We start from the raw sequence: 14,522 nt of genomic DNA, 5'->3' as shown, positions 1-14,522 counted from the left end.
TACGGGAAGGGCCCCGCGACCGGAGTTCCGGTCGCGGGGCCCTTCCCGTACGCCGTACGCGGCCGTGCCGCACCCGACTACGGAGCCTGCGGCGCGCCCCACTCGCGGGCCCGCAGCGGCATCCCGGACAGCCCGCCGCTGCCGGGGCGGACCGCGAGGACCTGGTTGACGCCGAGCCGGTTGTGCTCGAAGCCGAGCGCCGAGGCCGCCATGTAGAGCAGCCACACCCGGGCGCGGCCGGGCGAGGTCAGCCGGACGGCCTCGTCCCAGTGCCGCTCCAGCCGGGCCACCCAGGCCCGTAGCGTCAGCGCGTAGTGCTCGCGCAGCGCCTCGACGTCGCGGACCTCGAAGCCGGCCCGCTCCAGTTCGCCGACGGTGGTGCCGATCGGCGAGAGCTCGCCGTCGGGGAAGACGTAGGCGTCGATGAACTCGTCGATCCGGTAGGCCTCTTCATCGGGCTCCGGCGGCCGGGCGATCTGGTGGTTCAGCAGCCGGCCGCCGGGGCGGAGCAGTTCGTGCAGGGTGCGGGCGTACTCGCGGTAGCGGGCGGCGCCGACGTGCTCGGCCATGCCGATCGAGGAGATCGCGTCGTACGGGCCGTCCTTGACGTCCCGGTAGTCCTGGATCCGGATGTCGATCCGGTCGGCCAGGCCCTCCTCGGCGACCCGCTTGCGCGCGTAGACGGCCTGCTCCTGCGAGAGGGTGACGCCGGTGACCTGGACCCCGTACTCGCGGGCCGCGTGCAGGGCCATGGAACCCCAGCCACAGCCCACGTCGAGCAGCCGCTGCCCCGGGGCCAGGTCGAGCTTGCGGCAGACCAGGTCGAGCTTGGCGCGCTGGGCGTCCTCCAGGGTGCCGCCGGGGCTCCAGTACGCGCAGGAGTACACCATCGAGGGGCCGAGGACGCGCTCGTAGAAGGCGTTGCCGACGTCGTAGTGGTGGCTTATCGCCCGGCGGTCGCGGCCCTTGCTGTGGATGGCGCCGCCGCGCCGGACGGCCTCCTCCGGAGGCGGTGCGGGCGCCGGCCAGGGCCGGGCCAGGGCGATGAGGTCGCGTACGGCGGCCCGTACCTCGGGGTCGCGCAGCAGCTTGGCCGTACCGGCGGTGCCGGAGGCGGCGGCGGGCAGGTAAGGGCGCAGCGCGGCGAGTTTGGCCAGCCCGGTGGTGGTGGCCTTCGCGGCCGGGGCGGGGGCGGGCTCGCGCTCCCAGAGCAGTCCGGCCACCCGGTCCAGCAGCTCGAACAGGTCCCCCTCGACGGTCAGGTCACCGGCCACCCAGGCGCGGGCCAGCCCCAGCTCGCCCGGCTTCCACAGCATCCGGCGCAGCGCCCGGCGGTGGTTGAGGACCAGGGTGGGGCCGGTGGACGGGCCGGCCTCGCTGCCGTCCCAGGCTCGTATGCGCACGGGCACGGGGGCGCCCAGCAGGGTTTCGGCGAGAGCGGCCAGCCGCGGCGCGGCGTCGGTCATGGCAGGCACCTCCATAAGTTCCGACCGAACGGCCTACCCATTTCCGGCGGGGGTTAGGCCCTGTCCGGACGATCTTCGCGGAGGCGGCTCAAGGAACGCCCCAGGGCGGCACGAGGGCGTGGTGCAGGGGGCCCGGGGGGCAGCGGGTCAGGGGAGCGCCGGGAGGGACGGGGAACGGCGCGAGGGGCCCGGGAGCAGGGTGGATCGCCCCCTGCTCCCGAGCCCCGGCGGCCGGAAACGCCGAAGGGGCCGCCCGCACCACGGATGGCGGGCGGCCCCTTCGGGGACGTACTGGTCTTACTCAGGGGTGACGCGGCTCGCGCCGCGTCAGGAGGCCTTGGCCTTCTGGGCCGGAGCCTGGGCGGCGGCCGGGGCCGGGGCCGGCTTGGCGGCCTCGTAGAACTCCTCGCGCGGGGATTCGAGCGCCCCGAGGGAGACGACCTCGCGCTTGAGGAACATGCCGAGGGTCCAGTCGGCGAAGACGCGGATCTTGCGGTTCCAGGTCGGCATGGCCATGCCGTGGTAGCCACGGTGCATGTACCAGGCGAGCCGGCCCTTGAGCTTGATCTTCATCTTGCCCATGACGATCATCGCGACGCCCTTGTGCAGGCCGAGGCCCGCCACCGCACCCTTGTTGGAGTGCGAGTACTCGTGCTGCGGGAAGCCCCGCATGCCCGAGATGACGTTGTCGCCGAGGACCTTGGCCTGGCGCAGCGCGTGCTGGGCGTTCGGCGGGCACCAGGCGTTCTCGACGCCGGCCTTGCGGGCGGCGACGTCCGGGACCTGGGCGTTGTCGCCCGCGGCCCAGATGTAGTCGGTGCCGGTCACCTGGAGGGTCGGGGCGGCGTCGACGTGGCCGCGGGGGCCCAGCGGGAGGCCGTAGCGGGCCAGGACCGGGTTCGGCTTGACGCCGGCGGTCCAGACGATGGTGTTGGAGTCGACCTCGAGGCCGTTCTTCAGCACCACGTGGCCGTCCACGCAGGAGTCCATGGAGGTGTTGAGGTAGATCTCGATGCCGCGGGACTCGAGGTGCTCCTTGCCCCAGGTGCCGAGCTTCGGCCCGACCTCGGGAAGGATCTTGTCGGCCGCGTCGACCAGGATGAAGCGCATGTCCTCGCGCTTGATGCTGGAGTAGTACTTGGCCGCGTCGCGGGCCATGTCCTCGACCTCGCCGATGGTCTCCGCGCCGGCGAAGCCGCCGCCGACGAAGACGAAGGTGAGGGCCTTGCGGCGGACGTTCTCGTCCGTCGTGGACTCGGCCTTGTCGAGCTGCTCGAGTACGTGGTTGCGCAGGCCGATGCCCTCTTCGACGCCCTTCATACCGATGCCCTGTTCGGCGAGGCCGGGGATCGGGAAGGTGCGGGAGACGGCGCCGAGCGCGATCACCAGGTAGTCGAAGGGCAGCTCGTACGCCTCGCCGACCAGCGGCGTGACGACGGCGACCTTGCGGTCCTGGTCGATGCTGGTGACCCGGCCGGTGAGAACCTCTGCCTTGGGCAGCACGCGTCGCAGCGGGACGACGACGTGCCGAGGCGAGATGCTGCCTGCGGCCACTTCGGGGAGGAAGGGCTGGTAGGTCATGTACGAGCGCGGGTCGACAACCGTGACGGTCGCCTCGCCGTAGCGCATCTTCTTCATGATGCGCTTGGCTGCGTACAGGCCTACGTACCCACCTCCTACAACGAGGATCCTGGGACGCTCCGTGGTGCTCATGGAACGAGTATCCAGCACCCCCAGGGGTGACGCTCGTGAGCCCCTTCACAAGGTGCTCGGGACCCTCTGCTACACTGCGCCGCCCACGTGACCCAGATCATGGCGCCGAACGGGAACCACCGTGTAACGGAAGTCGTTGTTCACCCGTCCTGAACTGGCCTCCTGGGCCGAAAACGGAGTAGACCACCGGGTTCGTGGATACCTACCGACCCGCGCCGACCACCTCCGCCAATCGCACGAACGCTCGCACAAAAAGGGCCCGCTGGGCGCGGGAACGCCCCGAAGGACCCTCCGCTTCACCCTGCGCGCCTCTTTTCCTTGTGAAGAACTTCACGAAGCTCGTGCATTCGAAGGCACTTCCGTCTCCCGAACAGGCCCCCACAAGGTCCTGTCCACGCCCGCTCCAGGCCCGAACGACCCGCGAACCAGGCCGACTCAGCACGCCGCGGGCCCGCTTCGGATACCCGAGTCCGCCCCCGTGTACACACATGCGCGTGCACTGACGTCATGACCGACAACACCGTGACCGTACGGGAAGCACGGGCGCACTGTGCGGACCACATCAACCGGGCCGAGGACGGCCCCACCGTGACGATGGCCGAACTGCTGGCGGACCTGTTCAGCGAGCACGCCGAAGACGCAGGGTGGAGTACGCGTTCCGGTTCACCACCGCGGCACAACGGCAGCTCCGGGCCATCAGCCGGCCCGACGCCATGCGAGTCCTGACCGCGCTGACCGCCCTCGGCGAAGACCCCTACCAGGAGGACGCCGACGTCAAGGCACTTGCCGGCCCGGCGGGGCTCTACCGGCTGCGGGTCGGAAGCTACCGGGTCGCCTACCAGATCAACGAGGGCGAACTCGTCATCCTCGTCGTCGAAGTGGGCGACCGGCGGGACGTCTACCGCAATCCGTGACGCCCCGCCCGGGTGTCGTTTCGCCGCCGCCGGCGGCCGGTGGTGCCGGATCCGCCGCGGGCGACCGCGGGCCCGCTCAGGCCACCGACCAGGCGATGCCGTCGAGGATGTCGTGTTCCGAGACGACGACCTCCGAGGCGCCGATGCGCTCCATGATGGCGAGCAGGACCAGGGCGCCCGCGCCGATCACGTCGACCCGGCCCGGGTGCATGACCGGGATGGCCTCGCGCTCGGCGTGGGTGGAGGTCAGCATCCGCTCGGTGACCGCGCGGACCTCCTCGTACGGGATCCGGGAGTGGTGGATCGCCGACGAGTCGTACTCCGCCAGGCCCAGCGAGACGGCGGCGACGGTGGTCACCGAGCCCGCGAGGCCCACCAGGGTGCGGGCCCGCTCCAGCGGCACCGTCTCGGCGGCCAGGTCCAGGGCGGCCTCGATGTCGGCCCGTATGGCGGCGACCTGCGCCCCGGTCGGCGGGTCGCTGACCACCCCGTCCACCACCAGGTGGCGTTCGGTCATCCGGACGCAGCCCACGTCCACGGAGCGGGCCGCCTCAACGTGCTCCGAGCCGACGACGAACTCGGTGGAGCCGCCGCCGATGTCCACGACCAGGAACGGCCGCTCCAGGTCGGCGCGGCCGGTGAGCTCCTTGGTGGCGCCGGTGAAGGAGAACTCCGCCTCCTGGTCCCCGGTGATCACCTCGGGCTCCACGCCCAGGATCTCCAGCACCCCCTGGACGAACTCCTCCCGGTTCTCGGCGTCCCGCGAGGCCGAGGTGGCCACGAACCGCACCCGCTCGGCGCCCAGCTCCTTGATCACCGCGGCGTACTCGCGGCAGGCCGCGAAGGTGCGCTCCAGCGCCTCCGGGGCCAGCCGGCCCGTCCTGTCCACGCCCTGACCGAGCCGGACGATGGTCATCCGGCGGTCCAGCTCCACGAGCTCACCCGTCTGCGGGTCGCAGTCCGCGACCAGCAGCCGGATGGAGTTGGTACCGCAGTCGATGCCCGCGACCCGGGTCACCGCGCCGCCTCCTGCTCCCCCGCGCACGGCGTGACGCAGGGCCCCTTGGCCCACCACTCCGGCAGCATCGCCAACGCCTCGTCACCGAACGGGTTCACCCCGGGACCGGCCGCCAGCGAGTGGCCGACCAGGACGTGCAGGCACTTCACCCGGTCCGGCATGCCGCCGGCGCTCGGGAAGCCCTGGAGCACCTCGATGGCGTCGCGGCGGGTGATGTAGTCCTCGTGCGCGGCCCGGTAGGCGGCGGCCAGCTCCGGGTCCTCGGCGAGCCGGGCCTGCATCTCCTTCATCACGCCATTGGCCTCCAGCGTGCCGATCGCACCGGCGGCGCGCGGGCAGGTCAGGTAGTACAGCGTCGGGAAGGGGGTGCCGTCGGGGAGCCGCGGGGCGGTCTCCACCACGTCCGGCTGGCCGCAGGGGCAGCGGTGCGCGATGGCGCGCAGGCCGCGCGGCGGGCGGCCGAGCTGCTGCTCGAACGCCTCGATGTCCGCGGCGGTCGGCTCGGTGCGGTCGGTCTGGGGCGGGGGCGTCTGCATGCCTGGAGTGCGTCTCTTCGTTTCGTGTGGGTGGTCTGGGTCAGTCGCCGGGCCGGTCGGCCTTGTCGACGCCGTCCCAGACGTTCGAGTACCAGGGCCGGTCGGAACCGGCCTGCCCGGTGCGGCGGTGCTCTGCGGCCTCGGCCCCGGGGTCGTTCATGATGTAGCCGATCTCGCCCGGGCGCAGGAAGTGCAGGTGCTTGCGCGCCTGCTGCTCGGCGTAGGCCGGGTCCTGCCAGCGGGCCTTCTCGTCGCGCAGCTGTTCGAGGCGCTTGCGCGCGCCGTCGGCGGCCCGCTGCTGGTCCGCGATCTCCGAGCGCTGGGACACGTACTGGCGCATCGGATACGCGAGGGCGACGACCAGCGTACAGAGGACGAGGACGAGCAGCGCCGCGCGGCCGGTGAGCCGGCTGCGGCGGACCTGGCGGCGCGACTGCGAGCGGTACACGTGGGCGGCGGTCCGCTCACCGAGCTGCTTGAGCCTCGTCGCGGTCGAGAAGGTGGAGAACCGATCCCGGTTCCCGGCCATGGTCCCGCCTCCCCTTCGCACGCGGTACGCAATACGTCCCCGCACACGGTACGGGACCGAGTGCGGGGACGTACGGAGGCCAGCGCCGCGAGGCGGTGATTGGCCCTTGTCGTGCTTACTGGTCCGCGGACCTGAACCGCGGGAAGGCCGAGCGGCCCGCGTACACGGCGGCGTCGTCGAGGATCTCCTCGATGCGCAGCAGCTGGTTGTACTTGGCGACGCGGTCCGAGCGGGCCGGGGCGCCGGTCTTGATCTGACCGCAGTTCACGGCGACGGCGAGGTCGGCGATGGTGACGTCCTCGGTCTCGCCGGAGCGGTGCGACATCATGCACTTGAAGCCGTTGCGCTGGGCCATCTCGACGGCGTCGAGGGTCTCGGTCAGCGAACCGATCTGGTTGACCTTGACCAGCAGGGCGTTCGCGGAGCCCTCCTCGATGCCGCGGGCCAGCCGCTCCGGGTTGGTGACGAAGAGGTCGTCGCCGACGATCTGGACCTTGGCGCCCAGCCGGTCGGTGATGGTCTTCCAGCCGGCCCAGTCGTCCTCGAACAGCGGGTCCTCGATGGACACGAGCGGGTACGCCTCGACGAGCTCGGCGTAGTAGTCGGTCATCTCGGCGGCCGAGCGGGACTGGCCCTCGAACTCGTACTTGCCGTCCTTGTAGAACTCGGACGCGGCGACGTCGAGCGCGAGCGCGATGTCCTTGCCCGGGGTGTAGCCGGCCTGCTTGATGGCCTCGAGGATGAGGTCGAGCGCGGCGCGGTTGGACTCCAGGTTCGGGGCGAAGCCGCCCTCGTCGCCCAGGCCGGTGGACAGGCCCTTGGTGTGGAGGACCTTCTTGAGGGTGTGGTAGACCTCCGCGCCCCAGCGCAGCGCCTCGGAGAAGGACTCCGCACCGATCGGGGCGATCATGAACTCCTGGATGTCGACGTTGGAGTCGGCGTGCGACCCACCGTTGAGGATGTTCATCATCGGGACGGGCAGCAGGTGCGCGTTCGGGCCGCCGAGGTAGCGGAAGAGCGGCAGGTCCGAGGCTTCGGACGCGGCGTGCGCGACGGCCAGGGAGACGCCGAGGATGGCGTTGGCGCCGAGGGAGGCCTTGTTGTCGGTGGCGTCCAGGTCGAACATGGCCTGGTCGATCAGCCGCTGCTCGGTGGCGTCGTAGCCGACGAGCTCCGGGCCGATCTGCTCGATGACGGCGAGGACGGCCTTCTCGACACCCTTGCCCATGTAACGGTTGGGGTCACCGTCACGGAGCTCGATGGCCTCGAATGCGCCGGTGGAGGCGCCGGACGGGACTGCAGCACGGCCGGTGCTGCCATCGTCGAGGCCCACCTCGACCTCGACCGTGGGGTTGCCTCGGGAGTCCAGGATTTCCCGGGCTACGACGACGTCGATGGACGGCACGAGCATCTCCTTCTGGGATGTGACGCTGGGTGTGCGGTGGCAGGCGGCCGTGGGACGGCCCTGCCGACTAGAGCCTAACCGGCTCCGGGCACTGGACCCGCCGACCGCCCGGGTCCTGGGACGAAAAACCGGCCGGACACCCGCTTTCCCGGACAAAGGGTCCGCCGATCGGCCGTGGTCCGGCCGCGGACGCGCCACCGCCCGGCGCGTGGGGGTACGCGCCGGGCGGTGGCCGGAGTCGGTGTTACCCGATGGTTCAGCTGAGCTTCAGCTTCTGACCCGGGAAGATCAGGTCGGCGTCGGGGACGATGTCCTTGTTCAGCTCGAAGAGCTTCTCCCAGCCGCCCTTGACGCCGTTCACCTCGGCGATGGTGCCCAGGGTGTCGCCCTCCTTGACCTCGTACGAGCCGTTGCCCGTCTTCGGGGTCTCGGTCTTCGGGGCGGCCTTGGTGGTGGGGGCCTCGGCGCGCTCGGAGCGGGTGACCGGGGCCTCGGGCCGCTTGGTCTCCTTCTTCGGCGCCGGGGCGGCCTTGGTCTCGGTCTTCGGCTGCGGCTTGGGAGCCTCGGCCGCGCCGCCGCCGCTGTACGAGGAGTTCGACAGGCCCACGCCACAGGACGGCCACGCGCCCTTGCCCTGGCCCTTGAGGACCTTCTCGGCGATGGCTATCTGCTGGGCCCTGGAGGCCTGGTTGGCCTGCGCGGCGTACGCCTTGCCGCCGTAGGCGGCCCAGGTGGAGGACGAGAACTGCAGGCCGCCGTAGTAACCGTTGCCGGTGTTGATGGCCCAGTTGCCGCCGGACTCGCAGGCCGCGACGCGGTCCCACTCGGAGCCGGTGGCAGCGCTCGCGGAGCCGGCTGCCATGAGCGGCGCGGCGACGGCGACACCGGCGACGCCGGCGAGCGTGACGATACGGGTGGTCCGCTCAATGGCCGTGGCGCGGCGGTGCTTGCCCTTGCCGGAAAGCAGCATGGAGTTTCTCCTCACCGACGCCTGCGAGGTGAGCTGTCGGGTTCGGGCGAGTGAGTTGCCCGGCCGCGCGACCAGCGCGCGGCTTAACCCCTAGCCGGTTCCGTGGCCGTCTCTCAACGGCCGGTCCCGGCGCCTACCTTGGTTCCCCCGCTCCTGCCTTCGGCGCTTTACGCGACGACTGTTCCCTCCGTCCGCCGGCAGGATTCGGCGATGCGGTCGAAGGGGCCCGCGGTGGCGAGCGATTCAGAAGGTAGACAGGTCTCTCCCCGATGTTCAACGAGGGACATCGGGGAGAAATCGGCCTGCTTGCGTTCCGCTTAGGGGCGTTTTCGCAGGTGAGGGCGGGGTTTGCGGGAGCTTCGGTACGAGACACGCCAGTTGACCGGAAGAGACGCATGTCTCACTTGCGGATAACGGGCATTCAGCTCTTTACGGCCGCCCGAAGTGCCCGTTATTTCTTGGTTAGATCCAGATTCTGCCCGGGCTTGATGAGGTCGGCGTCGTTGCCGATGACCTGCTCGTTGGCCTGGTAGAGCGCGTTCCAGCCCCCCTTGAGGCCCTGGGCGTCGGCGATGGCGGTCAGGCTGTCGCCCGCCTTCACCGTGTACGTGGGGTCCGACGCGGCGTCAGGCGCCGCGGGCGTCTCGACCGCCGCCGGGCCGCGGTGCTTGCCGCCGCCCTCGGCGGTGGAGCCGGTCGCGGAGTCGGCCGCGGGGGCGTTCGGCGTGGCGGAGGGGGTCCCGGCGGCCGGGACGGTCGGCGTGGCGGGCGTCCCGGACGGGGCGGGCGTGGCCGGAGCCGTCGGGCTGCCCGGGGTCGTCGGGGTGGCCGGGCCGGTGGTGGCCGGGCCGGTGGGCTGCGTCGGGCCGGTGGGCTGCGTCGGGCCGGGCGTCGTCGGCAGGTCCGGCTCGGGCATGACGGGCAGTCCGCTGTTGGGCGCGAGCGGCGCGACGGGCAGCGCGAACGGCGCCGTGGCGGACGGGCTCGGGGCGCCGGGGGCCGGGGCGGCCGGGGTGGGTGCGCCGAAGTCGGTGGCGGGGTCACCGGAGCCGGTGTCCGGGACCGCGTTGTCGGGGCGGGACGGGCTGGGGGCGACCTGCCGGGGGGTGCCCGGTGCGCCCGGGTCCACGTCGGCGGCGGGGCCGTCCTTGACCAGCCCGGAGGAGGCGGCGCACAGCGGCCACGCCTGGGGGCCCTGCGAGGCCAGCACCCGCTCGCCGACGGCTATCTGCTGGGACCGGCTCGCGAGGTCGGGGCGCGCCGCGAATTCGAGACCGCCCGCGTTGTTCCACTGCTCCTGGGTGAACTGGAGTCCGCCGTAGGCACCGCTGCCGAAGTTGGCGCTCCAGGTGCCGCCGCTCTCGCACTCGGCGACGCTGTCCCACGTGGAGGTGTCGGCAGCCGAGGCGTTGGTGGCCGCCAGCAGCGGCAGGGCCAGCGCGGAGCCCGTGACTCCGGCGGTGACGACGATGGCGGGTACCTGGCGGGGGCGTCTGTGGCGGCCGTTCCCGGAACGCATGTAGTGCACCTTTCGCATAACGGCGGGGTAACGGCAGAACCTAGCCCCCTTCGAACGCATGTCACAAGTTCGGCCGGTAGCTGACTCCGGGTCAGCAGGTGCCCCGTTATGGCCTCAGGTGTTTCGGGGTGTGAAGCGGACCGGAAGGGTGCGCAGGCCACGCATGATGAGTCCGCCGCGCCAGCGCAGGTCCGCAGGTGGAACGGCGAGTTCCAGATCCGGCAGACGCATCAGCAAACTCGCGAGGGCGGTCTGGCCTTCGAGCCGGGCCAGCGGGGCGCCGAGGCAGTAGTGGATGCCGTGGCCGTACCCGAGGTGCTGATTGTCACTGCGGGAGAGGTCCAGGGTGTCCGGATCCGCGAACCGCCGGGGGTCCCGGTCGGCGGCCGCGAGGACCACCAGGACCGGGTCGCCGGCGGCGATGTGCTGCCCGCCGAGGACGAACGGCTCGGTGGCGAAGCGCCAGGTCGCCAGCTCCACCGGGCCGTCGTAGCGCAGCAGTTCCTCGACCCCGGTGGCGAGCAGGGCGTCCTCCCCGGCGGCCAGCGAGGCCTGGAGGCGCTCACGCTGGCCGGGGTTCATGAACAGGGCGTGCAGCCCGTTGCCGATCAGGTTGACCGTCGTCTCGAAACCGGCGAAAAGCAGGATGAAAGCCATGGCGGTGGCCTCGGCCTCCGTCAGGTGGTCGCCGTGGTCGCTGGCCCGGATCAGGTCCGAGATGAGGTCATCGCCCAGATCATCCCTTTTGCGGTGGATGAGTTCGCCGAGGTACGTCCGCATCTGCTTGACCGAGCGGGCGACGCCGCCGCGCGGCCCACCGCCGTGCCGGATCATCATCCCGGCCCAGTCCCGGAAGTCGTCCTGGTCCTCGCGCGGTACCCCGAGCATCTCGCAGATGGCGTAGATGGGGAGCGGGAACGCGAACTCGTGGATGAGGTCCGCCTCGCCCCGGCCCTCGAACTGCCCGATGAGGTGGTCGGTCAGCTCCTGCACCCGCGGGGTGAACTCGGCCACCCTGCGCGGGGTGAACGCCTTCGACACCAGCCGGCGCAGCCGGGTGTGGTCCGGCGGGTCGATGTTCAGCAGGTGCGTCATCAGCTCCGCCTTGCGCTCGCCCGGGATCCCGGTCTTGCCCTTGGCGTGCGCCGGCTCCGCGTGGTGCGCCGGGTTCTTGCTGAGCCGCTGGTCGGCGAGGGCCTGGCGGGCATCGGCGTACCGGGTCACCAGCCAGGCCTCCACCCCGCTGGGCAGTTTGGTCCGGTGCACGGGGGCGTGCTCCCGCAGCCAGGCGTACGCCGGGTACGGGTCGGTGGCGAACTCCCAGTCGAACAGGGTGGGGCCCTGGGGGGAGGCGGGGTCTTCGGGGGCTGCGGGAGTCGGCTCGTGCACCCGTCGACCGTATCCCGGCCGCCGGCCGGCATCCGCTTTGGGCGGTTCGCCCGGGCTGGCCGCAGATACGCTCCCGCTTGACGCGGCCGCGTTCGCCGTTCCTACTTCGGTGCTGTGGACGTGAGGATCTTGAAGAGCAGCTTCGCCGTGGTGGAGAGACGCGCCGAGCACGCGGCCAGGTTCTTCTACTCCCACCTCTTCTGGCACCACCCCGAGCTGCGCGGGCTCTTCCCCGCCGCCCCCGAGGAGATGCAGCGGCAGCGGGACCGGCTGTTCGCCGCCCTCACCCATGTCGTCGCCCAGTTGGAGAGCGAGTCGCTCCTCCCCTATCTACGCGACCTCGGCCGCGACCACCGCAAGTTCCTGGCCGGTCCCGAGCAGTACGCGGCCGTCGGCACCAGCCTGCTCGCCGCGCTCGCCGAGGCCGCCGGCGAGGCGTGGACCCCGGCCGTGGCACGGGCCTGGGCCGAGGCGTACCGGGTGATCGCCGGGGTGATGACCGCCGCGGCCGCGCAGAGCGAGGACCCGCCCTGGTGGGACGCCGAGATCGTGCGCCACCTGCGCTACGGACGGGACGTCGCCGTACTGACCCTGCGGCCGCACGCCCCGCTGGGCCACCGGCCCGGCCAGTACGTGAGCGTGAGCAGCGACCGGGTCCCGGCCACCTGGCGCACGTACTCCCTGGGCAACGCGCCCCGCCCCGACGGGACCGTCGACCTGCACGTGAGCCGGATCGAGGGGGGCCGGCTCAGCACCGTCCTGGTCGGCGGCGCGGACCCGGGCGAGCTGCTGCGCCTCGGCGCGCCCGGCGGCGCGCTGACACTGCGCCGCGACGGCCGCCCCGTCACCCTGATAGCCGCCGGCACCGGCTGGGCCCCGGTCCGGGCCCTGCTGGAAGAGCTCGCGCAGCGCCCGTCCGGAGGTGCCGTCCGGCTCTTCGTCGTGGCGCGGGACGCCGCGCACCTCTACGACCGGCCCTTCATCGACGCGTACGCCGCCGCCTTCGGGTGGCTCGCCGTCACCTACATCACCCCGGCCCCCGGGCAGCACCGCGCCGGGGCCACCGGCCGGCTGGCGGCGGCGCTCGGCCGGCGCGGGCTGTGGTGGGAGCAGGACGTCTACCTCAGCGGGCCGGCGCCGTTCATCGCGGGAACCGCCCGCCTCCTGGAGCAGCTCGGCGCGCACCCCGGCCGCGTCTTCCACGACGAGGTGCCGCCCACCGGGACCGGCGGCGGGCACGGCCCGGACGGGCGGCCCCTCGGCTTCGGGGAATGGTTCCTCAGCCGCCCGGCACCGCACTGGCACGACCCCGCGGCCCGCGCGCCCCGGGAACCGTGACCCCCGCTCCCCTCCTGCCTACGACCGCTCCGCTACTCCCCGACGCCCTCCGCCGCGCGGATCGCCGCCCGGTAGGCGCGGGCCGCCGCGCGCAGCGCCGTCTCGGGGTCGATGCCCTGCGCCTCGGCGCGCGCGGCCAGTTCGAGCAGTTCGTAGCCGATCCCCTCGCCGCGCGGCAGCTCCACGGCCACCGCGGCCGCCCGGGCCCGGCCCGCCAGCTTGGCCGCGAGCGCGAGCCCGGGCTGGCCGAGCGGAACGCCGTCGGTGACCGACTCCCGCTGCTTCTCCACCGCTTTGGTGCGCTGCCAGTGCGCGCTGACGTCCTCGGGGGTCTCGGCCTCCGCGTCGCCGAAGACGTGCGGGTGCCGCCGGATCAGCTTCTCGACCAGGTCCCCGGCCACGTCGTCGATGGAGAACGGCTCGGCCCCGTCTTCCGGGCGGCCTTCCTGGGCGATCCGCGCGTGGAAGAAGACCTGGAGCAGGACGTCGCCCAGTTCCTCCCGCAGTTCCTCGCGGTCGCCCGCCTCGATCGCCTCGACCAGCTCGTACGCCTCTTCGATGGCGTACTTCACCAGACCCTCGTGGGTCTGGCGCGAGGTCCAGGGGCATTCGCGGCGCACCCGGTCCATCACCTGCACCAGGTCGAGCAGGCGGGCGCCGGGCAGGTCGTAGGAGCCGGGCAGCAGTTCCAGGTCGGGCATGGCGACCCGGCCGGAGCCGGCCAGCCGGGCCAGTCCGTCGGTGAGCCGCTGGTCGCCCTCACCGGCCGGCAGCACCACGACGGTACGGCCGCCGGCGCACGCCTCGACGAGGGCGTGGGCGTCGGGGCTCTCGTGCGCCACCTCCACCCCCGCCTCGCGCAGGTACGGCAGCTGCGGGTGGCCGGGGTCGGCGCACAGCACCCGGTCCGCGGCATGCAAGGTCTGCCACGCCGACCAGGACAGCAGACCGGGGGCGACCCGGTGGCTGGTGGTCAGCAGGACGATGCGGCCGGTGGGCTCGGAGGGCGGCGCGTGCTCAGTCACCCTCCGAACCTACCTCCGCGGGTCCGGCTCAGGCCCCGGCGGGGGCCTGCTCGGGCCGGGTCTGCTGGGTGATCCACGGGGTCGTCTCGTCGCCGAGCAGGATCTGCCGCGCGTCCCAGCGGCCGTAGCGCGGGTTGACCTGGACGTGCAGCGCGTTCGCCGCGGCGGAGAGCTTCGCCAGCGCCTTGTCCTGGTCGCCGTAGTGCTCGAACAGCTTGTCGCGCAGCAGCTTGAAGCGGGTGTCCGCGTCCATCTGGCCCGGGGCCAGCTGGGCCTGCTGGAGGGCCGCCGTCTCCAGTGCCGCGGGGGTGCCCGCCTGCTGGAGCTGCGCCTTGCGGACGTCCTCGATCTCCTTGGTCGTCACGGTGACCCCGGCGTCCTTCGCCGCCCGCTCCAGCACGGCGGTCTGGATCATCCGGTTCAGCTTGGACCGGTCCAGGCGGGGGGTCGCCTCGATCAGCTGGTCGCCCTGCCCGGAACGGTTCTGCGCGTTGCGGACGTCGTTCACCTGGGCCTGGAGCGCTGAGGTGGTGATCCGTTCACCGCCGACGACGGCCGCCGTGCCGGGATGTGCCTGACCGGAGCAGGCGGACAGCAGGGGGGCCGCCGCGAGCAGGGCGGCGGAGACGGAGAGCGCTGTGCGACGGTGCAAAGGAGCCTCCAGGGCCGGGAGATTGTGCGGCGATGCACAAGAAGGCCG

13 protein-coding genes, 1 pseudogene and 1 riboswitch are annotated in these 14,522 nt (G+C 72.3%); of the genes and pseudogenes, 3 read left to right on the top strand and 11 right to left on the bottom strand.

What is annotated here, in order from left to right:
• Positions 1-77: 77 nt before the first annotated feature.
• Entirely contained in the window at positions 78-1,466 is a 1,389-nt protein-coding gene (locus ACZ4M3_RS25770) for a class I SAM-dependent methyltransferase (protein WP_467736411.1), read from the bottom strand.
• Positions 1,467-1,793: 327 nt separating this feature from the next.
• Positions 1,794-3,179, bottom strand: a complete 1,386-nt coding sequence (locus ACZ4M3_RS25765; protein ID WP_467736409.1) for an NAD(P)/FAD-dependent oxidoreductase — start codon at positions 3,177-3,179, stop codon at positions 1,794-1,796.
• Positions 3,180-3,686: 507 nt separating this feature from the next.
• Between ACZ4M3_RS25765 and ACZ4M3_RS25760 the strand changes: the two are divergent.
• Together ACZ4M3_RS25760 and ACZ4M3_RS25755 are read left to right on the top strand one after the other, a co-directional pair.
• Positions 3,687-3,821, top strand: a pseudogene (locus tag ACZ4M3_RS25760) (type II toxin-antitoxin system Phd/YefM family antitoxin); the annotation flags it as partial.
• 2 nt (positions 3,822-3,823) lie between these two features.
• Complete coding sequence (locus tag ACZ4M3_RS25755) at positions 3,824-4,093, top strand: type II toxin-antitoxin system RelE family toxin (protein ID WP_467736407.1); 270 nt, start codon at positions 3,824-3,826, stop codon at positions 4,091-4,093.
• A 76-nt stretch (positions 4,094-4,169) separates the two neighbouring features.
• Here the strand turns inward: ACZ4M3_RS25755 and ACZ4M3_RS25750 are convergent, their stop codons facing one another.
• The 7 genes from ACZ4M3_RS25750 to ACZ4M3_RS25720 all read right to left on the bottom strand — a co-directional run bounded on the left by ACZ4M3_RS25750 (position 4,170) and on the right by ACZ4M3_RS25720 (position 11,459).
• Entirely contained in the window at positions 4,170-5,111 is a 942-nt protein-coding gene (locus tag ACZ4M3_RS25750) for a Ppx/GppA phosphatase family protein (protein WP_467736405.1), read from the bottom strand.
• Entirely contained in the window at positions 5,108-5,647 is a 540-nt protein-coding gene (locus ACZ4M3_RS25745; protein WP_467736403.1) for a DUF501 domain-containing protein, read from the bottom strand. Before ACZ4M3_RS25745 ends, ACZ4M3_RS25750 begins: the two co-directional genes overlap by 4 nt.
• A gap of 40 nt (positions 5,648-5,687) precedes the next feature.
• Complete coding sequence (locus tag ACZ4M3_RS25740) at positions 5,688-6,176, bottom strand: FtsB family cell division protein (protein ID WP_136213601.1); 489 nt, start codon at positions 6,174-6,176, stop codon at positions 5,688-5,690.
• A gap of 115 nt (positions 6,177-6,291) precedes the next feature.
• A complete protein-coding gene (eno, locus tag ACZ4M3_RS25735; RefSeq protein ID WP_453355721.1) occupies positions 6,292-7,587 on the bottom strand; it encodes a phosphopyruvate hydratase in 1,296 nt (431 codons plus the stop codon).
• A 250-nt stretch (positions 7,588-7,837) separates the two neighbouring features.
• Complete coding sequence (locus tag ACZ4M3_RS25730) at positions 7,838-8,551, bottom strand: transglycosylase family protein (RefSeq protein ID WP_467736401.1); 714 nt, start codon at positions 8,549-8,551, stop codon at positions 7,838-7,840.
• 3 nt (positions 8,552-8,554) lie between these two features.
• Positions 8,555-8,726, bottom strand: a riboswitch (cyclic di-AMP (ydaO/yuaA leader).
• A gap of 276 nt (positions 8,727-9,002) precedes the next feature.
• Positions 9,003-10,070, bottom strand: a complete 1,068-nt coding sequence (locus ACZ4M3_RS25725; protein ID WP_467736399.1) for a transglycosylase family protein — start codon at positions 10,068-10,070, stop codon at positions 9,003-9,005.
• A 114-nt stretch (positions 10,071-10,184) separates the two neighbouring features.
• Positions 10,185-11,459 (bottom strand): cytochrome P450 family protein, encoded by a 1,275-nt coding sequence (locus ACZ4M3_RS25720; RefSeq protein ID WP_467736397.1) that lies wholly within the window; start codon positions 11,457-11,459, stop codon positions 10,185-10,187.
• A gap of 120 nt (positions 11,460-11,579) precedes the next feature.
• Between ACZ4M3_RS25720 and ACZ4M3_RS25715 the strand changes: the two genes are divergently transcribed.
• Entirely contained in the window at positions 11,580-12,797 is a 1,218-nt protein-coding gene (locus ACZ4M3_RS25715) for a globin domain-containing protein (RefSeq protein ID WP_467736395.1), read from the top strand.
• Between the two features lie 32 nt (positions 12,798-12,829).
• Here the strand turns inward: ACZ4M3_RS25715 and ACZ4M3_RS25710 are convergent, their stop codons facing one another.
• Positions 12,830-13,822: a nucleoside triphosphate pyrophosphohydrolase gene (locus ACZ4M3_RS25710; RefSeq protein ID WP_467736393.1), complete on the bottom strand. Its 993-nt coding sequence runs from the start codon at positions 13,820-13,822 to the stop codon at positions 12,830-12,832.
• A 28-nt stretch (positions 13,823-13,850) separates the two neighbouring features.
• Complete coding sequence (locus ACZ4M3_RS25705) at positions 13,851-14,474, bottom strand: SurA N-terminal domain-containing protein (RefSeq protein ID WP_467736391.1); 624 nt, start codon at positions 14,472-14,474, stop codon at positions 13,851-13,853.
• Positions 14,475-14,522 lie beyond the last annotated feature (48 nt).

This window comes from Streptomyces sp. NPDC026522 (genome assembly GCF_055567555.1).
Note: the sequence above shows the minus strand (reverse complement) of the source record. Positions and strands in the feature narration are given on the sequence as shown.